Source organism: Microbacterium sp. (assembly GCF_051860965.1).
GTDB lineage: Bacteria > Actinomycetota > Actinomycetes > Actinomycetales > Microbacteriaceae > Microbacterium.
Genome location: NZ_JBIMKU010000006.1, coordinates 188274 through 209818, shown reverse-complemented (window position 1 = coordinate 209818; position 21545 = coordinate 188274). Strand labels below are relative to the sequence as shown.

The following is a 21545-nucleotide window of genomic DNA, read 5'->3' as shown; positions in this document are numbered from 1 at the left end:
CTCAGCGTTTCGTCACATTACGCTCGAATCTGCAACTAGGAGCAACGTCGCCAGGCTGGTGACATGCCCCCTGCTCTCACCGTCGCAGACGCGCGCCCCGTCGACACGGCCGCGCCGCGCGGCGTCGTGCACGTCAGCGGGCTGGCCCGCACGTTCTCGACGGCGCAGGGTGCCCACACCGTGCTGCGGGGCATCGACCTCGATCTGCACGCGGGCGAGATCGTCGCCGTCGTGGGCCCGTCGGGCTGCGGCAAGTCGACGCTGCTGCGACTGCTCGGCGGCCTCGACGCCCCGACAGGGGGCGTCATCGCCGTGGACGGCACGACGGTGCGCGACACCGACGACCGCACGGCCGTCGCGTTCCAGGAGCCGCGGCTGCTGCCGTGGCGCACGGTGGCGCAGAACGTGGCGCTCGGACTCCCGCGCGCCATCGACAAGCGCGCCGCGCGTGCCCGCGTCGCGGAGCTGCTCGACCTCGTCGGGCTCACGGCGGCCGCCGAGCGGCGCCCCTCCGAGATCTCGGGCGGCATGGCGCAGCGCGCATCGCTCGCGCGCGCTCTCGCACGCGGCCCCGAAGTGCTCCTCCTCGACGAGCCGTTCGGTGCGCTCGACGCCTTGACCCGCCTGCGCATGCAGGACCTCCTGCTCGACATCCATGCCTCGCAGCCGACGACCGTCGTGCTCGTGACGCACGACGTCGAAGAGGCCCTCTACCTCGCCGACCGCGTGATCCTGCTGCGGTCTCTCGGCGAGGATGCCGGGGCATCGTCGGTCGCACGCGCGATCGAGGTCCCCGGCATCCGTCCCCGTGACCGTGCCGACCACGTGTTCACGCAGCTGCGTGCCGAGCTCCTCGAAGGACTCGGCGTGCCCACCCATCACCGCACCTCCGAGGAGAACCGATGAGCACCATCGTCCGCCGCACCGTCCCCGCGATCGTCCTTGCGGGAGCGCTGATGATGGGCACGACGGGATGCCTCGCCGGTGAGAACGCCGCGGCCGAGCCCGCGACCGACGACACGACGGCTGCGACGCAGGAGTGGTCGACGGACACGCTGACCCTCGACTTCGCGACGTACAACCCGCTGAGCCTCGTCGTGCGCGACCAGGGCTTCATCGAGGAGGCTCTCGGTGACGACGTCTCCGTGGAGTGGGTGCAGTCGGCGGGGTCGAACAAGGCCAACGAGTTCCTGCGCGCGGGCTCGATCGACGTCGGCTCGACGGCCGGATCCGCGGCGCTCCTCGCGCGCTCCAACGGCTCGCCCATCAAGGTCATCGACATCTACTCGCAGCCCGAGTGGTCGGCGCTCGTCGTCCCCGCGGGCAGCGACATCACCTCCGTCGCCGATCTCGCCGGCAAGTCCGTCGCCGCCACCCCGGGCACCGACCCGTACTTCTTCCTCCTGCAGGCGCTCGAGACCGAAGGCCTGACGATCGCCGACGTGCAGCTGCAGAACCTGCAGCACGCGGACGGCCGCGCGGCGCTCGAGGCCGGCTCGGTCGACGCCTGGGCGGGTCTGGACCCGATCATGGCCGCCGCCGAGAGCGAGTCCGGCGCAGAGCTCATCTATCGCAACGTCGACTTCAACTCCTACGGCTTCCTCAACGCGACGGAGGACTTCATCACGAACCACGCGGACGTCGCGCAGGTCGTCGTGAACGCATACGAAGAGGCTCGTGAGTGGGCGCTCGAGAATCCGGAGGAGACCGCCGCGCTGCTCGCCGAGGTCGCCGCCATCGATCCCGAGGTCGCGACCACGGTCATCACGGAGCGCTCGAACCTCGACGTCAGCGGCATCCCCGGCGACGACCAGCTCGCGGTGCTCGAGAAGATCGCCCCCGTGCTCGTCGAGTCCGGCTCCGTGCAGGGCGGCGACGCCGCGGTGCAGACCGCGCTCGACTCGATCATCGAGGACTCCTTCGCCCGCAAGGCGGCTGAGTCCCAGTGAGTTTCACGAACGTCGATGCGGTGACCTCCTCCACGGGGGTCGCCGCATCGGCGCGCTCGGCGCGAACCGTGCGCGGGTTCTGGTCGCGTCCGGTCGTCCGTGTGCTGGGCGGCCTGCTCGTGCCGCTCGCCCTGCTCGCGGCATGGCAGATCGTGTCGACGACGGGGATCGTCCCGGCGTACCGGCTGCCGCCGCCGGCGACGGTCGTCTCGGCTGCCGTCGAGATGGCTGCGACGGGGGAGCTGTGGCTGCACATCGCGATCTCGATCCAGCGGGTGCTGATCGGCTTCGTGATCGGCGCGCTCGTCGGACTCGCCGCCGCCGCGATCGTCGGCCTCACGCGGGCCGGCGACGTGCTCCTGTCTCCCACGCTCGCCGCGATCCGGGCCATCCCCTCGCTCGCGCTGGTGCCGCTGCTGCTGCTGTGGATGGGCATCGGCGAGGACTCGAAGGTCACCCTGATCGCGATCGGAGCCTTCTTCCCCGTGTTCACGACGGTCGCGAGCGCCCTCCGTCACGTCGACATCCGGCTCGTCGAGATGGGCCGCTCCTTCAGCCTTCGCGGGTGGGAGCTGTTCCGCACCGTGCAGCTGCCGTCGGTCATCCCGGCGCTCGTCTCGGGTCTGCGGCTCGCGATGGCGCAGTCCTGGCTCTTCCTCGTCGCGGCGGAGCTGATCGCCGCCTCGATGGGCCTCGGCTTCCTGCTCATCTACTCGCAGCAGACGGGGCGCGTGGACCGCATCATCCTCACGATCCTCATCCTCGGGCTGCTCGGCGCGCTCTCGAACGCGATCCTCACCCTGATCGAGAAGAGGCTCCTGAAGCGATGGACGTGAGCGAGCAGACCGAAGCCCGCCTCGTCGAAGCCCGCACGTTCGCGCCGTCGCCGGAGTTCACCGAGCACGCGAACGTCACGGCCGAGGCGTACGAGCGCGCCGCACGGGACCCCGAGCGCTTCTGGGAGGATGCCGCGCGCCGCCTCGACTGGACCCAGCCCTGGCACACGGTGCTCGACTGGCGACCGCCTCTGGACGACGCCGTGCCGTCGGCACGCTGGTTCGTCGGCGGACGCCTGAACGTGGCGGTCAACTGCGTGGACCGCCACGTCGAAGCCGGCCGGGGCGACAAGGTCGCGCTGCACTTCGAGGGCGAGCCCGGCGACCGCATCGCGGTGACCTACGCCGATCTGCAGCGTCGCGTCGCGCAGGCGGCGCACGCGCTCACGGCGCTCGGGGTCGAGCCGGGCGATCGCGTCGTGGTGTACCTGCCGGTGCTGATCGAGACCGTCGTGATCACGCTGGCGTGCGCGCGCATCGGCGCCGTGCACTCGCTCGTCTTCGGCGGCTTCTCGGCCGAGGCGCTGCGGTTCCGGCTCGCCGACACCGGCGCGAAGCTCCTCGTGACCTCGGACGGGCAGTTCCGGCGGGGCGCGGCCGTCGAGGTGAAGTCGACGGCGGATGCCGCGGCATCCGGTCTCCCGGATCTCGACCACGTCCTGGTCGTGCGCCGCACGGGCGATGCGGTGCCGTGGGACGACGCACGCGACCGATGGTGGCACGACGTCGTCGAGACCCAGCCCACGGAGCACGACGCCGCGTCGTTCGACGCGGAGCATCCCCTCTTCGTCATCTACACCTCCGGAACGACCGGCAAACCCAAGGGGCTCGTGCACACGTCGGGTGGATACCTCACCCACGCGAGCTGGGCGCACTGGGCGCACTTCGACGCGAAGCACGACGACGTGCACTGGTGCACCGCCGATCTCGCATGGGTCACGGCGCACACGTACGAGATCTACGGTCCGCTCTCGAACGGTCTGACCCAGGTGATCTACGAGGGAACGCCCGACTCGCCGAGCCGCGAGCGCCACCTCGAGATCATCGAGCGCTACGGCGTCACGGTCTACTACACGGCGCCGACGCTCATCCGCACGCTCATGACCTGGTTCGGCGACGAACTGCCGACGGGTCACGACCTGTCGAGCATCCGACTCCTGGGCACCGTCGGCGAGGCGATCAACCCGGCCGCGTGGGTGTGGTTCCGGCGCACGTTCGGGCGGGATGCCGTGCCGGTCGTCGACACGTGGTGGCAGTCCGAGACGGGAGCGGCCATGATCGCGCCGCTTCCCGGAGCGACCACGCTCAAACCGGGCTCGGCATCCGTCCCGCTCCCGGGCATCGACGCGGCGGTCGTCGACGACCGCGGCCGCGAGGTCGAGCCGGGTCGCGCGGGCACACTCGTCGTGCGCCGCCCGTGGCCGGGCATGGCCCGCACCGTGTGGGGTGACCCCGAGCGGTATCGGAGCGCCTACTGGGCGCAGTACGCGGGCCTCGGCGATCACGGCGGCTTCTACGTCGCGGGAGACGGGGCGACGCGCGACGCCGACGGGTACATCTGGATCCTCGGCCGCCTCGACGACGTCGTGAACGTCTCGGGACACCGTCTGTCGACGATCGAGATCGAGTCCGCCCTCGTCGCGCACGCCAGCGTGGGGGAGGCGGGCGTCACGGGCGTCGGCGACCCCGTGACCGGGCAGGCGGTCGCCGCATTCGTCGTGGGGGCCGGGCGGACGGACGTGGATGCCGCGGCCCTCCGCACCGAGGTCGCCCGGGCGATCGGCCCCGTCGCCAAGCCGCGCCACATCGTCGTCGTCCCCGACCTGCCCAAGACGCGGTCCGGCAAGATCCTGCGTCGCCTCCTCGCCCAGCTGTGGACGGCCGAGCAGGACCGCCGCGCGGGACGCGAACCCGAGCCGCTGGGCGACACGACGTCGCTGCAGAACCCCGAGGCCGTCGAGCGCATCGCCGACGCCCTCGCCGCGGTCTGACGGCACCTTTCGATCTGACACCATGACAGGTGAGGGAGAACATGACTGAAGAGCACCGATTCGGCTTCCGCACGCGCGCCCTGCACGCCGGCGGCACGCCGGACGCGACCACCGGTGCGCGCGCCGTTCCGATCTACCAGACCACCTCGTTCGTCTTCGACGATGCGACGGATGCCGGCAACCTGTTCGCGCTGCAGAAGTACGGCAACATCTACTCGCGCATCGGCAACCCCACGGTCGCGGCCCTCGAAGAGCGCCTCGCGTCCCTCGAGGGCGGTATCGGCGCGGTCGCGACGGCATCCGGCATGAGCGCGGAGTTCATCACGTTCGCCGCGCTCGTCGGCGCGGGCGACCACGTCGTCGCGTCGGCACAGCTGTACGGCGGCACCGTGACGCAGCTCGACGTGACCCTGCGTCGGTTCGGCGTCGACACGACGTTCGTGGCGTCCACCGACCCAGCCGACTACGCGGCGGCGATCCGCCCCGAGACGAAGGTCCTCTACGTCGAGACGATCGGCAACCCGTCGGGCGAGATCGCCGACATCGAGGGCCTCGCCGACGTCGCGCACGCCGCCGGCATCCCGCTCGTCGTCGACTCGACGCTCGCGACGCCCTACCTCGCGCGTCCGCTCGAGCACGGCGCGGACATCGTCATCCACTCCGTCACGAAGTTCCTCGGCGGCCACGGCACGACGCTCGGCGGTGTCGTGATCGAGAAGGGCACCTTCGACTGGGGCAACGGCAGGTTCCCCCAGATGACCGAGCCCGTCGCGTCGTACGGCGGCATCTCGTGGTGGGACAACTTCGGCGAGTACGGCTTCCTCACGAAGCTCCGCACCGAGCAGCTCCGCGACATCGGTCCCGCTCTCAGTGCGCAGTCGGCCTTCCAGCTGCTGCAGGGCGTGGAGACCCTGCCCCAGCGGATCGATGCGCACCTGGCGAACGCGCGGATCGTGGCCGAATGGCTGCAGAGCGACCCGCGCGTGTCGTTCGTGACGTGGGCTGGGCTGCCGGACCACCCCCACCGCGAACGCGCGGAGAAGTACCTCCCGCTGGGTCCCGGCTCGGTCTTCGCGTTCGGCGTGAAGGCCGAGGGCGACGACCCCGACGCCGGCCGTCGGGCGGGGGAGGCCGTCATCGACGCGCTCCAGCTCGCATCCCACCTCGCGAACATCGGCGACGCGCGGACGCTCGTCATCCATCCTGCGTCCACGACGCATCGGCAGCTGACGGCCGAGCAGCTCGTCGCGGCCGGCGTGCCGGCCGATCTCATCCGCATCTCCGTGGGGCTCGAAGACCCCGAGGACATCCTGTGGGACCTCGATCAGGCCCTCACGACCGCGACGGGAGCAACGCGATGACCGATCTCTCCTGCGCCCTGCCGGTCGCGCCCGTCGAGGCCTGCGCTCTGCCCGGCGCACAGGCCACGGGACGCACGTGGGAGGGCCCGAACGCGCAGGAGCGCCTCGACATCCTGCGCTCGGCACGGTCGGTCGCGATCGTCGGGGCCTCCGACAACCCCGCGCGCGCCAGCTTCTTCGTGGGGTCCTACCTGCTCGGCAGCTCGCCCTACGACGTGTACTTCGTGAACCCGCGCGCCGACGAGATCCTCGGACGACCGGCCTACGCATCCCTCGCCGATCTTCCCGTCGTGCCCGACATCGTCGACGTCTTCCGTCGCGACGCCGACCTGCCGGGTGTCGCGCAGGAAGCGGTCGACGTCGGAGCCAAGGCCCTGTGGCTGCAGCTCGGGTCGTGGAACGAGGAGGCCGCGTCCATCGCCGAGACCGCAGGGCTGCGCGTCGTCATGGATCGGTGCATCAAGATCGAGCACGCGCGGTTCCACGGCGGCCTGCATCTCGCGGGGTTCGACACGGGCGTCATCAGCTCGAAGCGGCAGGTCGTCAGCAGGGCCTAGCGTCGGGACGCGCATCCGCACGGTAGAATGGACGGATGCGCGGCTTCGTGCCGCGCCCGAGACCTACGACACATCCGCCGAAACCTTCAGGAGGTTCCCATGGCCGGAACGAACCAGGGGATCATCGATCCCCCCATCGACGCTCTTCTCGAGAAGGTCGACTCGAAGTACGAACTCGTCATCTACGCATCCAAGCGCGCGCGTCAGATCAACGACTACTACTCCGACCTGCACGAGGGCAACCTCTTCGACAACGTGGGCCCGCTCGTCGACTCGAACGTCGAGGACAAGCCGCTGACGATCGCGCTGCACGAGATCCACGAGGACAAGCTGCGCCTCCGCCACCCGGAGTGAGCCGTCACGCGGAGTAATCCTCCGTCAGACCACCTGTGCCCCCGAAGCGGCGTGTCCGCTCTCGGGGGCATACTGGTTCACGCCCGCCCCGATCTGGAGAACCGATGCCCGACCTGCGCCTGTTCACGTCCGAGTCCGTGACCGAGGGCCACCCCGACAAGATCTGCGATCAGATCTCGGACAGCATCCTCGACGCCCTCCTCGCGGTCGACCCGAACAGCCGGGTCGCCGTCGAGACCCTCGTGACGACCGGGCTGGTGCACGTCGCGGGCGAAGTCCGCACCGAGGGCTACGTCGACATCCCCGGCATCGTGCGGGGCGTGGTCAACCGCATCGGCTACACGTCGAGCGAGACGGGCTTCGACGGCGACTCCTGCGGCGTGAGCGTGTCGATCGGCGAGCAGTCGAGCGACATCGCCGCGGGCGTCGACAACGCTCGGGAGCACCGCGAGGACGACTCGTCCGACCCGCTCGACGCCCAGGGCGCGGGCGACCAGGGCATCATGTTCGGCTACGCGACCACCGAGACGCGCGAACTCATGCCGGTCGCGGCATGGACCGCGCATCGCATCGCCGAGCGGCTGACGACGTCCCGTCGATCGGGCGCCCTGCCGTTCCTGCGACCCGACGGCAAGACGCAGGTCACGCTCGGATTCGAGGGCGCGACCCCGCGCACCGTCGAGACCGTCGTCCTGTCGACGCAGCATCACCCCGACATCTCGCAGAAGGCGCTGCAGGCGGCCGTGCGCGCCGAGGTCATCGACCCCGTGCTCGAGACGCTCGATCTCGATGCGTCGGGGGTGAACGTCCTGATCAACCCCGCCGGGCCCTTCGTCATCGGCGGGCCCAAGGGCGATGCCGGGCTCACCGGGCGCAAGATCATCATCGACACGTACGGCGGGGCATCCCGTCACGGTGGCGGCGCTTTCAGCGGCAAAGACCCGTCGAAGGTCGATCGCTCGGCCGCCTACGCGATGCGCTGGGTCGCGAAGAACGCCGTCGCGGCCGGCCTCGCCGATCGACTCGAGGTGCAGGTCGCCTATGCGATCGGCCAGGCCCGCCCGGTGGGGCTGTACGTCGAGTCCTTCGGCACGGGCCACGTCTCGGACGACGTGATCACGCGCTCGATCCTCGACGTCTTCGATCTGCGCCCGCTCGCGATCATCGAACAGCTCGACCTGCTGCGTCCCATCTACGCGCAGACGGCTGCGTACGGGCACTTCGGGCGCGAACTGCCCGACTTCACGTGGGAGCGCACCGACCGCGTCGAAGAGCTGCGCGCGGCCTCCGGGCTCTGACGTGACGACGCGGCGCGTCGCGCGCGTCCTGCTCGACTCGCCGCTGCCGCAGCTCGACCGCCTGTTCGACTACGTCATCCCCGGGTCGCTCGAGCCCGAGGTCGCACCCGGCGTGCGGGTGAAGGTGCCGCTGCGCAGCGCCGGGCGCATGGTCGACGCCTTCGTCGTCGAGGTGGGGGAGCAGGACGACGCCGACCGCCCGCTCTCCGAGCTCGACGCCGTCGTCTCGACCGTGCCGGTGCTCACCCTCGGTCTCTACGCGCTTGCGCGCCGCGCGGCCGATCGCGCCGCCGGGTCGGCGAGCGACATCCTGCGGCTCGCGATCCCCAAGCGGATGGTGCGCGCCGAGAAGGCATGGCTCGCGTCGCCGGTGACCGAGGCACCCGCTGTCGGCGAGGATGCGGTGGTGGAGGCATCCCGAGTCCTCGCCGAGTTCCCGGGTCTCGAAGCGGCGATCCTCGAGGCCGGACGCGTCGCGGTCGATGCGCCGCCCCGGCTCGCGCACCCGTCGATCGGCGCGTGGGCCGTGCTCCTCGCGGCCGCCGCGGTGCGCACCCTGGCGGCGGGGCGCAGCGCCGTCATCGTCGTGCCCGACCATCGCGATCAGGCGCAGGTCGCCACCGCTCTTGCCGCGTGGGCGCCCGAGGGATCGGTCATCGAGACGGACGCGCGCCAGAGCTCGCCCGCTCGGTACGCCGCCTTCCTGCGCACGCTCGCCCCGGTGCCGTGCATCGTGCTCGGAAACCGATCGGCGGTGTACGCCCCCGTGTACGACGTCGGTCTCGTGGCGCTCTGGGACGACGGCGACCCGCTCCTCGCCGAGCAGCTCAGCCCCGGCGTGCATGCGCGCGACGCAGCTCTCGTCCGGCAGGAGCTCGACGGGTGCGCGCTCCTGTTCACGGGCCACACCCGCACGACCGACGTCGAGCGACTGGTCGGGATCGGGTGGGTCAAGGATCTGCCCGCGACGCGTCGCACCAGCCCTCGGGTCGTGCTGAGCGCGACGCGCGAGGGCGAGTCGCGGGGTGCCCGGGTTCCGTCGTCGGCCTTCGCCGCGGCGCGCGAGGCGCTCGGGAGCGGGCCGGTGCTCGTGCAGGTCGCGCGACCCGGGTATGCGCCGGTGCTCATCTGCGCCGAGTGCCGGCATCCCGCCCGGTGCCGCCACTGCGGCGGTCCGCTGCACGCGCGCGCGGCGGGCGCCGTACCGGTGTGCACGTGGTGCGGGCGCGCGGCGACCGGGTGGACCTGCGCGGACTGCGGGTCCGACAAGGTCCGGATGGTGTCCTCCGGCAGCGAGCGCACGGCCGATGAGCTCGGCCGCGCGTTCCCGGGAACGCGCATCATCGTCGCCGACGGCGATCACCCCGTGCTGCACGTCGATGCGAAGCCCGCGCTCGTGATCGCGACGCGAGGCGCCGAGCCCATCGCCGAGGGCGGCTACCGCGCGGTCATCCTCCTCGACGGCGACCGGATGCTGCAGGCCGAGGATCTCCGCATCGGCGAGTCGTGCCTGCGCTGGTGGTCCAACGCCGCCGCCCTCGCAGCGCCCCGCGCGCCCGTGCACCTCGTCGGGGTCGCCGGCCCGGTCGCCCGTGCTCTCGCGACGTGGACGCAGCCGGCGTATGCGCGTGCCGAGCTCGAGGACCGCATCCCGCTGCGGATGCCGCCGGCGGTGCGGGTGGCCGCGGTCGACGGCGACCGCGCGGCCGTGGACGGCGCGCTCACGGCACTGCGCGAGGGCGCACCCGAGGTCGATCCGGCCTGGGTGCTCGGGCCGGTGCCGGTCGAGGGCAGGCAGCCCGGCGAGAACGGGTTCCGTGCGCTCGTGCGATTCGACTACGCGTCGGGCGCGAAGGTCGCCGAGACCCTCCGCGCCGCCGTGGTCGCGGACGCGCTCGCGGCGCGGAGGGCGAGCAAGGGCAGGCGTCAGACCCAAGGCAGGCCCCAGCCGGCCCGCAATACACTCAGAGTGCGGGTCGATGTGCCCGATCTCGATCTGTAAGGACTCCATGCGCCTCGTCTTCGCGGGCACCCCCGCGCCCGCTGTGCCGTCTCTGCGCGCCCTCGTCGCGCGCGGTCACGACCTCCGTCTCGCGGTGACGCGCACCGACGCGCCGCTCGGCCGCAAGCGCGTGCTGACACCGTCGCCCGTCGCCGTCGTGGCCGAGGAGCTCGGCATCGAGGTGATCCGCGCCGATCGCCTCGATCCGGCCGTCACCGAGCGCATCGCGGCCGAGGAGGCCGACCTCGGAGTCATCGTCGCGTACGGCGGAATCGTGCGCGAGCCGCTCCTGTCGACGCCGCGCCTCGGCTGGATCAATCTGCACTTCTCACTGCTTCCAAGCTGGCGCGGCGCCGCGCCCGTGCAGCGTGCGCTCATCGCGGGCGACCGCACGACCGGCGCCAGCGTCTTCCAGCTCGTCGCCGAACTCGACGCGGGCGATGTGTTCGGCGAGATCGAGCTCCCCGTCCCAGAGACGGCGACGGCCGGTCAGCTGCTCGATCAGCTCGCGGTCGCGGGCGCCGAGCTCCTCGCGGACGTCGTGGCATCCCTCGCCGACGGCTCGGCCGTCGCGACCCCGCAGCAGGGCGAGGCCACCTACGCCGCGAAGCTCGGCGACGACGACGGACGCGTGCGGTGGGACGAGCCGCAGTCGGCCGTCCTCGGACGCATCCGCGGCGTGACGCCGGAGCCCGGCGCCCACACGACGATCGGCGGTGCACGCCTCAAGGTGCTCGCCGCATCCGCCGCCGACGGCGCCCTCGCACCCGGCGCCATCGTCGGCGACGGCAAGCGCGTGCTCGTGGGCACCGCGACCGATCCCGTGGCCCTCGAGACGGTGCAGCCGGCCGGCAAGGGCGCGATGCGCGCAGCGGACTGGTGGCGAGGTCTCCGCGAGACTCCCGTCGAGGTGGGCACATGAGCCGCGTGCAGTCCGCGAGGCGCGTGGCCTACGACACCCTCCGCGCCGTGCACGAATCGGATGCCTACGCGAACCTCCATCTGCCGACCGCGATCGCGCGCGCCGGCCTGAACACCGCCGACGCGGGGCTGGCGACCGAGCTCGCCTACGGCACGCTGCGTCGACAGGGCACGTACGACGCCGTCATCCGGATCGCCGCCGACCGTGACGTGCACGACATCGATCCCGCGGTGCTCGATGCCCTGCGCCTCGGCGTTCACCAGCTCCTCTCGACGCGCGTCGCGTCGCACGCCGCGGTCAACGAGTCGGTCGAACTGGCGCGAGAAGCCGGTAGCCGCGGTGCGGCGGGGTTCACGAACGCCGTGCTGCGACGCGTCTCGCGCGACACGCCGGGGGAGTGGATGCAACGCGTCGCCGACGGCGCCCGCTCCGACGACGAACGGATCGGGCTCGTGACCTCTCATCCTGTGTGGATCGTCCGGGCGCTGCGACGCGCCCTCGCCGCCGAGGGCAGGGCCGACGAGCTCGAACAGCTCCTCGCGGCCGACAACGATGCACCGCGGGTGACGATGGCGGCTCTCCCCGGGCTCGCCGACGTGCCCGAGGGCGCCGCCCGCACGCCGTATTCGCCCTTCGGCTTCCGGCTCGGCGGCGGCGATCCCGAGTCCGTCATCCGCGCGTCCGAAGGCCGCCTGCGCGTGCAGGACGAAGGATCGCAGCTCGCGGCGCTCGCCCTCGTGCACGCGACCCGCGTCGAAGCGGGCGAGCGCTGGCTCGACCTGTGCGCAGGCCCTGGCGGCAAGACGGCGCTGCTCGCCGCCGAGGCGCTGGAGCGCGGCGCGCGCCTCGACGCGAACGAGATCACCCCCGCTCGCGCCGGGCTCGTGCGTCAGGCGCTCGCGGCCGTGCCGCTCGAGGTCGAGGTCGCCGAGCGCGACGGGCGCGAGTTCACCGCCGAGCATCCGGGCGCGTACGACCGCATCCTGGTCGACGCGCCGTGCACGGGCCTGGGCGCCCTGCGCCGTCGCCCCGAGGCGCGGTGGCGCAAGGCTCCCTCCGACGTGCCCGAGCTCTCGGAGCTGCAGCGCGAACTGCTGTCGAGCGCGATCGGCGCCCTCAAGCCGGGCGGCGTCGTCGCCTACGTCACCTGCTCGCCGCACCTGGCCGAGACGTCCGGCGTCGTCGCCGAGGTGCGTCGCGAGTGGGGCGAGGCGGTCGAGGAGATCTCGGCACGGGATGCCGTGGCCGCGGTATCCCGCGTCGATCCCGCCGTCCTTCCCCAGCTCGACGGCTCCGGGCGCGCCCAGCTGTGGCCGCACCGGCACGGCACCGACGCGATGTCGATCTCGCTCCTGCGCAGAGTCTGACTCAGACGACGAGGACCACACCCGCGGGCATCGTCTCGAACTCGGCTCGCAGCGCGACGACGGCACCCGGGTGGGACGCGCCCAGGCCCGTCGCATCGACCGTGAGGGTCGCACCGGCCGGCAGGCCGTCGGCGAAGTCGCGCAGGATCGCAACGATGCGCTCGGTGCCGGCGAAGCCGAGCTCGCCGCCGAGCCGGATGACGCCGCCGCCCCCGGGCGCGCGTTCGATCGCGACGGCGGGCACCGCGACGCTCTCGTGCGGCTCGAGCAGATGCATCCCGAAGCGCTCGGACAGCGTCTCGACGACGAGGCCTCCGCGCACCGTGTTGCCGTGCTCGTCGAGGCGCGGGCTGAAGGCCGCGACGCCGAACTGCGAGGGTGCGACGGCGAGCAGGCCGCCGCTCACACCGCTCTTGGCCGGGAGGCCGACGCGCAGCATCCATTCGCCCGAGAAGTCGTACATGCCGCAGCTGCCCATGATCGAGAGCACATCCCGGGCGACAGGGCCGTCGATCACCCGGCGACGGGTCACGGGATTCACTCCGCCGAAGGCCAGGGTGGCGGCCATGACGGCGAGATCGCGCACCGTCACGATCACGGCGCACTGGCGGAAGTACGTCTCGACCGCGGTCTCGACGCCACCCTCGAGCACGTCGTGCGAGCGCAGCAGGTGCGCGAGCGCGCGGTTGCGATCGCCCGTCGCGGACTCCGACGCGTAGACCGCCTCATCGACCCAGAGCGATCTGCCGGCGAAGGCCGAGAGCGTCTCGACGACACGTGCCGTCCGCTCGTCGACGTCGTCGCCGGGCACGAGCGACGACACGGCGATCGCGCCCGCGTTGATCATCGGGTTGGCGGGGCGACCCGTGCCCGCCTCGAGGCTGATCGCGTTGAAGGGCTCCCCGCTCGGCTCGACGCCGACACGCGAGAGCACGCGGTCACGGCCCTGCTCCTGCAGAGCGAGCGCGAGCACGAACGGCTTCGAGATCGACTGGATCGTGAATTCCGCGGCATCGTCGCCGACGGCACGCACCCGACCGTGCGGCCCGACGACGGCGAACGCGAGCCGCTCGGGGTCGGCGGCGGCGAGCTCGGGGATGTAGTCCGCCGGTGCGCCGGCGTCCTGCGGGGCGATCTCGGCGAGGACGTCGTCGAGCAGGGCGGTGATGGGGTCCACGGCTCCGACCATAATGGAGCCGTGCCCGACGACAACGGCCGCGATCGCGGCATCCGCATCAATCCCAGCATCCTCGCCGCCGACTTCGTCAACATGCAGGCGGACCTCGCCCGGATCGCCACGGCCGACTTCGTGCATGTGGACGTCATGGACAACCACTTCGTGCCGAATCTCACGTTCGGCCCGCAGATGGTCGAGCGCATCCAGGCGACGAGTCCCGTGCCGCTCGATGTGCACCTCATGATCACGGAGCCCGAGCAGTGGGCGCCGGGCTACGCCGAGCTCGGCGCGGCCTCCGTCACGTTCCATCTCGAGGCTTCGGCCGAGCCGATCACCCTCGCTCGGCGGCTGCGTGCGATCGGCGCCCGCGCCGGGGTCGCGGTCAAGCCGGGCACGCCCGTCGAAGGACTCTTCGACGTGCTCGACGAATTCGATCAGATCCTCGTCATGACGGTCGAGCCTGGCTTCGGCGGCCAGTCGTTCATGCCCGAGACGATGCCCAAGCTGCAGCTGCTCGCCGACGAGGCGCGTCGGCGTGGATCGCAGGTGTGGCTGCAGGTCGACGGGGGGATCTCGTCGACGACGATCGCCCAGGCGGCCGCGGCCGGCGCCGACACGTTCGTGGCGGGTTCCGCCGTCTTCGGTGCGGATGATCCCGACAACGCGATCGCGGGTCTTCGTTCCGCGGCGGCGCACGCGCACTGACGTCACGCGGGCTTCGGCATCGCCCGGGGTCGCTACCCTAGAACAGTGAAGACGTTCGAGACGCTGTACGCCGAGCTCGCCGCCAAAGCGGCCGAGCGCCCCGAGGGATCGGGGACGGTGGCGCAGCTCGACGCCGGAGTGCACGCGATCGGCAAGAAGATCGTCGAAGAGGCCGCCGAGGTGTGGATGGCGGCCGAGTACGAGTCGGTGGATGCCGCGGCCGAGGAGATCTCGCAGCTGCTCTACCACCTGCAGGTGCTCATGATCGCGAAGGGTCTGTCGCTCGAAGACGTCTACCGACATCTCTGAGCCGCTCCCGCATCCTTCCGCCACGAACTGAAAGCACCCCCATGCTGCGAATCGCCGTGCCGAACAAGGGCTCGCTCGCCGACACCGCTCACGAGATGCTCGCCGAAGCGGGCTACACGGGTCGCCGCGACCCGAAAGACCTCCACGTCATCGACCCCGTCAACGAGGTCGAGTTCTTCTACCTGCGTCCCAAGGACATCGCGACGTACGTCGGCTCGGGCGCGCTCGACGTCGGCATCACCGGCCGCGACCTGCTCTTCGACGCGCGGATGCCGGGAGCCCGCGAGATCGAGGCCCTCGGCTTCGGCGAGTCGACGTTCCGCTTCGCGGGCACCCCGGGCCGCTTCGCGGACCTCGCCGATCTCGACGGTGCGCGCGTCGCGACGTCGTACCCGGGGCTCGTCGACGGATTCCTGGACGAGCGCGGGATCGCCGTCGACCTCGTGCCGCTGGACGGCGCGGTGGAGTCCGCCGTACGCCTGGGCGTGGCGGATGCCGTCGCCGACGTGGTCTCGACGGGAACGACGCTCCGTCAGGCGGGCCTCGAGATCTTCGGGCCCGTGCTGCTCGAGTCCGAGGCGGTCCTGATCGCCGGTCCCGCCGACGCTCCCGGCAGCGAGACGCTCCTTCGTCGCCTGCGCGGCGTCATGGTCGCCCGCCGCTACGTGCTCGTCGACTACGACCTGCCGGTCGCACTGCTCGACGACGCGGTGCGGATCGCCGGCGGCATCGAGTCGCCCACGATCTCGCCGCTGCGCGACCCGGAGTGGGTCGCCGTGCGCGTCATGGTCTCGCGCAAGGAGGTCAATCGCGTCATGGACGACCTCTACGGCATCGGCGCACGCGCGATCCTCGTGACGGCGATCCACAACGCGAGGCTCTGACATGGCCCTGGTCTGCCGCGTCATCCCGTGCCTCGACGTCGCCGCCGGCCGCGTCGTCAAAGGTGTGAACTTCGAGAACCTGCGCGACATGGGCGACCCCGTCGAGCTCGCCCGCGAGTACTTCCGCCAGGGCGCCGACGAGCTGACGTTCCTCGACGTGACCGCGACGGTCGACGACCGAGCGACCACCTACGACGTGGTGCGCCGCACCGCCGAAGAGGTCTTCATCCCGCTCACGGTCGGCGGGGGAGTCCGCTCCGCCGACGACGTGGCGCGCCTGCTCTCGGTGGGGGCCGACAAGATCGGCGTCAACTCCGCCGCGATCGCCCGCCCCGATCTGCTCGACGAGATCGCCGACCGCTTCGGTGCGCAGGTGCTCGTGCTGTCGCTCGACGTCAAGCGCGGCGGATCGACGCACTCCGGCTTCGTCGTGACGACCCACGGCGGACGCACCGAGACGGCGCTGGACGCGCTCGACTGGGCCCGCGAGGCGATCGAGCGCGGCGCGGGCGAGCTGCTCGTCAACTCGATCGACGCCGACGGCACCAAGGCCGGCTTCGATCTGGAGCTCGTGCGTCTCATGCGCGAGGTCTCGAGCGTTCCCGTCATCGCCTCGGGCGGCGCGGGTGCCGCCGAGGACTTCGGACCCGCGATCGAGGCGGGCGCGGATGCCGTGCTCGCGGCATCCGTCTTCCACTCCGGTCAGCTGACGGTCGGAGACGTGAAGGCTGCGATGTCGGCCGACGGCATCGCCGTGCGGGAGGTGGCGGCATGAGCGGGTCCGTCGAGGAGCGCGTCGCGCGCGTCGCCTTCAACGCCGATGGCCTGGTCGCGGCGATCATCCAGCAGTGGGACACGCACGAGGTCCTCATGCTCGGATGGATGGATGCCGAGGCCCTCCGCCGCACGCTGACCGAGGGCCGCGTGACCTTCTGGTCGCGGTCGCGGCAGGAGTACTGGCGCAAGGGCGACACATCGGGCCACGCGCAGTACGTGCGCGGCGCGCGCCTGGACTGCGACGGCGACGCGATCCTCGTGCAGGTCGAGCAGATCGGCGCGGCGTGCCACACGGGAACGCGGACGTGCTTCGACGCCGACGACCTCGAGCCCGTTGCGGGGGATCAGGCGTGATCCGGCGCGCACGGCTCCTGTGCGTCGTCATGACGCTGCTGGCGGGCGCGACCGGCATCATCTCGTCGACCCAGACGTGGCTGACCGTGACGCTCGCCGACGGTGCGGACCACGTGCTCCTCGTGCCCGGCGCCTCGGCGATCCCGGTGCTGGCGCCGCTGAGCCTCGCCGTCCTCGCGCTCGGCGCCGCACTCTCCATCGCGGGTCGCTTCCTGCGGTACGCCTTCGGCGCACTGAGCGTCGCCATCGCCGTGATCCTCGGAACCCTGACGTGGCAGGTGGCATTCGACCCGCAGGCCTCGCACGCGGCGTCCACCGTCACCGAGGCCACGGGAATCTCCGGTGCGGCGGCCGTATCGGCACTCGTCGGATCGATCGGCGCATCACCCTGGACGGTCGTCACGCTGGGGGCGTGGATCCTCCTCCTCGCCGCGGGGCTCCTGACCCTCGCGACGGCGCATCGCTGGACAGGATCCGGGCGCAAGTACCGCACGGACGCGGCTGCTGCCGCACCCTCGGCATCCCGCCCTCATGACGCGATCGACGACTGGGACGACCTCTCGCGTGGCGAGGATCCGACCACCCGCCCGCTAGACTGAGCACAACCCGCGACAACTCGGAGGAACCCATGAGCAACGACATCAGCGACCCCGGCCACGGACACTCCCCGGCCGCTTGGACGGCTGTCGTGATCATGCTCGTCGCCGTCACGCTGGGCACGCTCTTCTACTGGTTCGACATGCCCGTCCTCGTCTGGGCATCCGCGGGTCTGCTCGTCGTCGGCGCCATCGTCGGCTGGGCCATGGCCAAGGCGGGCTACGGCGTCAACGGGCCGAAGTACTCCTCGAAAGCCCACTGACGTGCTCGCCGACCTCACGGCCGGCGCGGTGGAGGATGCCGAGGCCCGCTCGGCCGAGCGGCCCGTCGCCGTCGTGGAGCGCGCTGCGCTCGCGCAGGCGCCCGCGGTCGACGCCCTCGCAGCGCTCGCGCCCGCGGACCGCGTCAAGATCATCGCCGAGGTGAAGCGCGCGAGTCCTTCGCGCGGTGACCTGGCATCCATCCCCGATCCCGCCCATCAGGCGCGGCTCTACCAGCAGGGCGGGGCTTCGGCGATCTCGGTCCTGACCGAAGGACGCCGATTCAAAGGCAGTCTCGCCGACCTCGAGGCCGTCAAGGCCGCCGTCGAGGTGCCCGTGCTCCGCAAGGACTTCATCGCGACCGAGTATCAGGTGCTCGAAGCTCGTGCATCCGGCGCCGATCTCGTGCTGCTCATCGTCGCCGCGCTCGCGCAGCCCGTTCTCACGCGACTGCACAGGCTCGTGCTCGAACTCGGCATGACGCCCCTCGTCGAGACCCACTCGGCGGGCGAGGTCGAGACGGCCGCCGATCTCGGCGCGAAGCTCATCGGCGTCAACGCCCGCGACCTGTCCACCTTCGCCCTGGACCGCGATCTCTTCGGCCGCCTGGCCGATCGCATTCCGGCCGATGCCGTCAAGATCGCCGAATCCGCGGTGCTGGCCCCCGCCGATGTCGCCCACTATCGCAGCGCGGGCGCGGACGTCGTCCTCGTCGGAGAGGCTCTCGTGACCAACGACCCCGTGTCGACCCTGCACGCATTCCTGGAGGCCGGGTCGTGACTCTGCTGCGCGACGCGTCCGGCCCCTTCTTCGGCGACTTCGGCGGGCGCTACATGCCCGAATCGCTCATCGCCGCGATCGACGAGCTGACGGCGGAGTACGAGGCGGCGAAGGCTGATCCCGCGTTCCACGCCGAGTTCGTGAACCTCCTGCTCACGTACGCCGGGCGACCGTCGATCATCACCGAGGTGCCCCGGTTCGCCGAGCACGCCGGGGGAGCCCGCGTGTTCCTCAAGCGCGAGGACCTCAACCACACGGGCTCGCACAAGATCAACAACGTACTGGGGCAGGCGCTGCTCACGAAGCGGCTCGGCAAGACCCGCGTCATCGCCGAGACCGGCGCTGGCCAGCACGGGGTCGCGACGGCGACGGCGGCGGCGCTGTTCGGCTTCGACTGCACCATCTACATGGGCGAGGTCGACACCGAGCGCCAGGCGCTCAACGTCGCGCGCATGCGTCTGCTCGGCGCCGAGGTCGTGCCCGTGACGACGGGCTCCCGCACGCTCAAGGACGCCATCAACGACGCGTACCGCGACTGGGTCGCCAGCGTCGAGGACACCAACTACATCTTCGGCACGGCCGCCGGCCCGCATCCCTTCCCCGCGATGGTCCGCGACTTCCAGAAGGTCATCGGCGAGGAGGCTCGTCAGCAGCTCCTGGACGAGGTCGGCCGACTGCCCGATGCGGTCCTCGCGTGCGTGGGCGGCGGCTCGAACGCCATCGGAATGTTCGACGCGTTCCTCGACGACGAGGGCGTCAGGCTGTACGGCGTCGAGGCGGCCGGCGACGGCGTCGACACCGATCGGCACGCGGCATCCATCGAACGCGGACGCCCCGGGGTGCTGCACGGCGCGAAGACCTTCGTGCTGCAGGACGAGGACGGCCAGACCGTCGAATCGCACTCGATCTCGGCGGGTCTCGACTATCCGGGCGTGGGTCCCGAGCACTCGTGGCTCGCCTCGATCGGACGCGCGGACTACATCCCCGCGACCGACGACGAGGCGATGCAGGCGCTCCGGCTGCTCTCGCGCACCGAGGGGATCATCCCGGCCATCGAGTCGGCGCACGCGCTCGCGGGCGCCCTCCGCATCGGCCGCGAGCTGGGGCCCGACGCGATCCTCGCCGTGTGCCTGAGCGGGCGCGGTGACAAGGACATGGACACCGCGGCCCGCTACTTCGACCTGTACGACCGCGAGCCGCTGCCGCCCGCTCCCGAGGAGGACGCCGCCAAGGGCGAAGGAACCGAGCTGTGAGCCGCGTCGCCGCCGCGATCGCCCGCGCGAAGGCGGAGGGCCGCGGCGCCTTCGTCGGCTACCTGCCGCTCGGCTTCCCCGATCTTCAGACGAGCATCGATGCCGCCGTCACCCTCGCCGAGAGCGGTGCCGACATCCTCGAGCTCGGTCCGCCGTACTCCGACCCGGTGATGGACGGCACCGTCATCCAGGAGGCCACGCAGGCCGCGCTCGCGGGCGGGTTCCGCCTGCGCGACACGTTCACCGCCGTCCGCGAGATCGCACGGCGCACCGACGTCCCGATCCTCGTCATGACCTACATCAACCCCGTGCTGCAGTTCGGCGTCGACCGCTATGCCGACGAACTGCTCGCCGCCGGGGGAGCGGGCCTCATCACTCCCGACATCACGCCCGACGCCGCGGCCGACTGGATCGCCGCGAGCGAGCGCACGGGCCTCGACCGCGTCTTCCTCGCCGCGCCCACCTCGACCGACGAGCGACTCGCCCTCATCGTCGAGAACTCGACCGGGTTCGTCTACACGGTCTCGACGATGGGCATCACCGGGGAGAGGGCGCAGCTGGATGCCGCGGCCCGCACGCTCGTCGCGCGGCTGCGCGAGCACGGTGTCGAGCACGCGTGCGTCGGAATCGGCATCTCCAATGCCGAGCAGGTCGCGAGCGTGCTCGACTACGCCGACGGCGCGATCGTGGGCACGGCGCTCGTGCGCGCCCTGCGCGACGGGGGTCTCGACGGCCTCGCCGAGACGGCCCGCGCCCTCGCGGCCGGCACGGTCACGGCGTCCGCCACCGGCAACTAAACTCGCACTCATGCTTTCCTCCGCCGCGAGCGTCGTCGCCAGCATCCCGAGCCCGTCGATCAGCTCCTTCCAGCTCGGCCCGCTCACGATCCACTTCTATGCGCTGTGCATCATCACGGGCATCGTGGCGGCCGTGCTGATCACGAACCACCGCCTCACCAAGCGCGGCGCCGAGCCGTGGGTCGTCATCGACATCTCGCTCATCGCGGTGCCGCTCGCGATCATCATCGCGCGGTTCTATCACGTGTTCACGCACGCGAGCTTCTACTTCGGCGACGGCCGCGAATGGTGGAACCCGTTCGTGAAGGATGCCATCTGGAACGTCTGGGACGGCGGCATCGCGATCTACGGGTCGCTCATCGGAGGCGCCATCGGCGCGTGGCTCGGCTGCAAGTGGACGGGCATCCGGTTCTGGACCTTCGCCGACGCCCTCGCGCCCGGGCTCCTCCTCGCGCAGGCCCTCGGTCGCTTCGGCAACTGGTTCAACCAGGAGCTCTACGGCCTGCCGACCGACCTCCCGTGGGGCCTCGAGATCGACTACCCGAATGCGGCGTGGCCCGCAGGGCTCCCCGAGGGCACGCTGTTCCACCCCACATTCCTCTACGAGGTGATCTGGAACACGATGGGCGTCTTCGTGCTGCTCTACGTGGGCCGCCGGTTCCGCCTCCAGTGGGGTCGCGTCTTCGCGATCTACCTGATCTGGTACAGCGCGGGCCGCATCGTGTGGGAATCGATCCGCATCGACCCGAGCGACATCATCCTGGGCCTGCGCACCAACGTGTGGGCCGCGATCATCGGCGTCGCGGTCGGCATCGTCATCTTCTTCGTCCAGAAGCGCCGTCACCCGGGCTTCGAGCCGTCGCCGTACAAGCCGGGGCGCGAGTGGACGCCCAAGGGCACGGTACAATCTCAGGACGCGGACTACGTCGATGTCAGCGAACCACCGATCGACGCCGTCACCGAGGGCACCGCCACAAGCACAGTCGCCACGAAGTAAGACGCGCTCCTTCCCCCC

The 21545-nt window shown here is 71.3% G+C and carries 23 protein-coding genes; 22 read left to right on the top strand and 1 reads right to left on the bottom strand.

Translation table 11 applies throughout. From position 1 onward, the window contains the following. The first annotated feature begins 63 nt into the window (after positions 1-63). The 11 genes from ACTIFV_RS13410 (at position 64) to ACTIFV_RS13360 (ending at position 12637) form a co-directional block, all read left to right on the top strand. Positions 64-906 carry an ABC transporter ATP-binding protein gene (locus ACTIFV_RS13410; RefSeq protein WP_439593290.1) on the top strand — a complete coding sequence of 281 codons (843 nt, stop codon included), beginning with the start codon at positions 64-66 and terminating at the stop codon, positions 904-906. Next, positions 903-1949 carry an aliphatic sulfonate ABC transporter substrate-binding protein gene (locus tag ACTIFV_RS13405; protein ID WP_439593289.1) on the top strand — a complete coding sequence of 349 codons (1047 nt, stop codon included), beginning with the start codon at positions 903-905 and terminating at the stop codon, positions 1947-1949. Before ACTIFV_RS13410 ends, ACTIFV_RS13405 begins: the two co-directional genes overlap by 4 nt. A 20-nt stretch (positions 1950-1969) precedes the next feature. Next, the gene (locus ACTIFV_RS13400; RefSeq protein ID WP_439593288.1) at positions 1970-2785 is read left to right on the top strand and encodes an ABC transporter permease; all 816 of its coding nucleotides are present in this window, start codon (positions 1970-1972) and stop codon (positions 2783-2785) included. Next, positions 2776-4776: an acetate--CoA ligase gene (gene acs / locus ACTIFV_RS13395; RefSeq protein WP_439593287.1), complete on the top strand. Its 2001-nt coding sequence runs from the start codon at positions 2776-2778 to the stop codon at positions 4774-4776. Before ACTIFV_RS13400 ends, acs begins: the two co-directional genes overlap by 10 nt. 41 nt (positions 4777-4817) lie before the next feature. Then, on the top strand, positions 4818-6137 hold the full coding sequence (locus ACTIFV_RS13390) for an O-acetylhomoserine aminocarboxypropyltransferase/cysteine synthase family protein (protein ID WP_439593286.1): 1320 nt from the start codon (positions 4818-4820) through the stop codon (positions 6135-6137). Beyond that, positions 6134-6694 (top strand): CoA-binding protein, encoded by a 561-nt coding sequence (locus ACTIFV_RS13385; protein WP_439593285.1) that lies wholly within the window; start codon positions 6134-6136, stop codon positions 6692-6694. The genes ACTIFV_RS13390 and ACTIFV_RS13385 overlap by 4 nt, the downstream gene beginning before the upstream one ends. Positions 6695-6793: 99 nt before the next feature. After that, positions 6794-7048 carry a DNA-directed RNA polymerase subunit omega gene (rpoZ, locus tag ACTIFV_RS13380; RefSeq protein ID WP_248150068.1) on the top strand — a complete coding sequence of 85 codons (255 nt, stop codon included), beginning with the start codon at positions 6794-6796 and terminating at the stop codon, positions 7046-7048. A 104-nt stretch (positions 7049-7152) separates the two neighbouring features. Beyond that, the gene (metK, locus tag ACTIFV_RS13375) at positions 7153-8346 is read left to right on the top strand and encodes a methionine adenosyltransferase (protein ID WP_439593284.1); all 1194 of its coding nucleotides are present in this window, start codon (positions 7153-7155) and stop codon (positions 8344-8346) included. Between the two features lies 1 nt (position 8347). Further along, complete coding sequence (locus ACTIFV_RS13370; RefSeq protein ID WP_439593283.1) at positions 8348-10348, top strand: primosomal protein N'; 2001 nt, start codon at positions 8348-8350, stop codon at positions 10346-10348. Positions 10349-10355: 7 nt separating this feature from the next. Further along, positions 10356-11270 carry a methionyl-tRNA formyltransferase gene (gene fmt / locus ACTIFV_RS13365; protein ID WP_439593282.1) on the top strand — a complete coding sequence of 305 codons (915 nt, stop codon included), beginning with the start codon at positions 10356-10358 and terminating at the stop codon, positions 11268-11270. Continuing rightward, positions 11267-12637 (top strand): RsmB/NOP family class I SAM-dependent RNA methyltransferase, encoded by a 1371-nt coding sequence (locus ACTIFV_RS13360; protein WP_439593281.1) that lies wholly within the window; start codon positions 11267-11269, stop codon positions 12635-12637. Before fmt ends, ACTIFV_RS13360 begins: the two co-directional genes overlap by 4 nt. Position 12638: 1 nt before the next feature. Here the strand turns inward: ACTIFV_RS13360 and glsA are convergent, their stop codons facing one another. After that, positions 12639-13814: a glutaminase A gene (glsA, locus tag ACTIFV_RS13355; RefSeq protein ID WP_439593280.1), complete on the bottom strand. Its 1176-nt coding sequence runs from the start codon at positions 13812-13814 to the stop codon at positions 12639-12641. Between the two features lie 21 nt (positions 13815-13835). Here glsA and rpe point away from each other — a divergent pair, with 21 nt between their 5' ends. Genes rpe through lgt form a run of 11 tightly spaced genes read left to right on the top strand, consistent with a single transcriptional unit; the run spans position 13836 to position 21527 of the window. Further along, positions 13836-14519 carry a ribulose-phosphate 3-epimerase gene (gene rpe / locus ACTIFV_RS13350; RefSeq protein WP_439593279.1) on the top strand — a complete coding sequence of 228 codons (684 nt, stop codon included), beginning with the start codon at positions 13836-13838 and terminating at the stop codon, positions 14517-14519. Positions 14520-14564: 45 nt separating this feature from the next. After that, positions 14565-14828 (top strand): phosphoribosyl-ATP diphosphatase, encoded by a 264-nt coding sequence (locus ACTIFV_RS13345; RefSeq protein WP_439593278.1) that lies wholly within the window; start codon positions 14565-14567, stop codon positions 14826-14828. A gap of 41 nt (positions 14829-14869) precedes the next feature. Further along, complete coding sequence (gene hisG / locus ACTIFV_RS13340; protein WP_439593277.1) at positions 14870-15712, top strand: ATP phosphoribosyltransferase; 843 nt, start codon at positions 14870-14872, stop codon at positions 15710-15712. Position 15713: 1 nt separating this feature from the next. Further along, positions 15714-16487, top strand: a complete 774-nt coding sequence (gene hisF / locus ACTIFV_RS13335) for an imidazole glycerol phosphate synthase subunit HisF (RefSeq protein WP_439593276.1) — start codon at positions 15714-15716, stop codon at positions 16485-16487. After that, entirely contained in the window at positions 16484-16843 is a 360-nt protein-coding gene (gene hisI / locus ACTIFV_RS13330; protein WP_439593275.1) for a phosphoribosyl-AMP cyclohydrolase, read from the top strand. The genes hisF and hisI overlap by 4 nt, the downstream gene beginning before the upstream one ends. After that, positions 16840-17442 carry a Trp biosynthesis-associated membrane protein gene (locus ACTIFV_RS13325; RefSeq protein WP_439593274.1) on the top strand — a complete coding sequence of 201 codons (603 nt, stop codon included), beginning with the start codon at positions 16840-16842 and terminating at the stop codon, positions 17440-17442. Before hisI ends, ACTIFV_RS13325 begins: the two co-directional genes overlap by 4 nt. 29 nt (positions 17443-17471) lie before the next feature. After that, the gene (locus ACTIFV_RS13320; RefSeq protein WP_439593273.1) at positions 17472-17702 is read left to right on the top strand and encodes a DUF6704 family protein; all 231 of its coding nucleotides are present in this window, start codon (positions 17472-17474) and stop codon (positions 17700-17702) included. A gap of 1 nt (position 17703) precedes the next feature. Beyond that, a complete protein-coding gene (trpC, locus tag ACTIFV_RS13315) occupies positions 17704-18480 on the top strand; it encodes an indole-3-glycerol phosphate synthase TrpC (RefSeq protein WP_439593272.1) in 777 nt (258 codons plus the stop codon). Further along, the gene (gene trpB / locus ACTIFV_RS13310) at positions 18477-19733 is read left to right on the top strand and encodes a tryptophan synthase subunit beta (protein WP_439593271.1); all 1257 of its coding nucleotides are present in this window, start codon (positions 18477-18479) and stop codon (positions 19731-19733) included. The genes trpC and trpB overlap by 4 nt, the downstream gene beginning before the upstream one ends. After that, positions 19730-20530 carry a tryptophan synthase subunit alpha gene (gene trpA, locus ACTIFV_RS13305; RefSeq protein ID WP_439593270.1) on the top strand — a complete coding sequence of 267 codons (801 nt, stop codon included), beginning with the start codon at positions 19730-19732 and terminating at the stop codon, positions 20528-20530. The genes trpB and trpA overlap by 4 nt, the downstream gene beginning before the upstream one ends. A gap of 10 nt (positions 20531-20540) precedes the next feature. Then, a complete protein-coding gene (gene lgt / locus ACTIFV_RS13300; RefSeq protein WP_439593269.1) occupies positions 20541-21527 on the top strand; it encodes a prolipoprotein diacylglyceryl transferase in 987 nt (328 codons plus the stop codon). Positions 21528-21545: the final 18 nt, after the last annotated feature.

What these genes read in the sequence shown, in the direction of transcription:
- ACTIFV_RS13410 (WP_439593290.1), top strand. Translation starts at nt 64, where the DNA reads ATGCCCCCTGCTCTCACCGTCGCAGACGCGCGCCCCGTCGACACGGCC.
- ACTIFV_RS13405 (WP_439593289.1), top strand. Translation starts at nt 903, where the DNA reads ATGAGCACCATCGTCCGCCGCACCGTCCCCGCGATCGTCCTTGCGGGA.
- acs (WP_439593287.1), top strand. Translation starts at nt 2,776, where the DNA reads ATGGACGTGAGCGAGCAGACCGAAGCCCGCCTCGTCGAAGCCCGCACG.
- ACTIFV_RS13390 (WP_439593286.1), top strand. Translation starts at nt 4,818, where the DNA reads ATGACTGAAGAGCACCGATTCGGCTTCCGCACGCGCGCCCTGCACGCC.
- ACTIFV_RS13385 (WP_439593285.1), top strand. Translation starts at nt 6,134, where the DNA reads ATGACCGATCTCTCCTGCGCCCTGCCGGTCGCGCCCGTCGAGGCCTGC.
- rpoZ (WP_248150068.1), top strand. Translation starts at nt 6,794, where the DNA reads ATGGCCGGAACGAACCAGGGGATCATCGATCCCCCCATCGACGCTCTT.
- metK (WP_439593284.1), top strand. Translation starts at nt 7,153, where the DNA reads ATGCCCGACCTGCGCCTGTTCACGTCCGAGTCCGTGACCGAGGGCCAC.
- fmt (WP_439593282.1), top strand. Translation starts at nt 10,356, where the DNA reads ATGCGCCTCGTCTTCGCGGGCACCCCCGCGCCCGCTGTGCCGTCTCTG.
- ACTIFV_RS13360 (WP_439593281.1), top strand. Translation starts at nt 11,267, where the DNA reads ATGAGCCGCGTGCAGTCCGCGAGGCGCGTGGCCTACGACACCCTCCGC.
- hisG (WP_439593277.1), top strand. Translation starts at nt 14,870, where the DNA reads ATGCTGCGAATCGCCGTGCCGAACAAGGGCTCGCTCGCCGACACCGCT.
- hisF (WP_439593276.1), top strand. Translation starts at nt 15,714, where the DNA reads ATGGCCCTGGTCTGCCGCGTCATCCCGTGCCTCGACGTCGCCGCCGGC.
- hisI (WP_439593275.1), top strand. Translation starts at nt 16,484, where the DNA reads ATGAGCGGGTCCGTCGAGGAGCGCGTCGCGCGCGTCGCCTTCAACGCC.
- ACTIFV_RS13320 (WP_439593273.1), top strand. Translation starts at nt 17,472, where the DNA reads ATGAGCAACGACATCAGCGACCCCGGCCACGGACACTCCCCGGCCGCT.
- lgt (WP_439593269.1), top strand. Translation starts at nt 20,541, where the DNA reads ATGCTTTCCTCCGCCGCGAGCGTCGTCGCCAGCATCCCGAGCCCGTCG.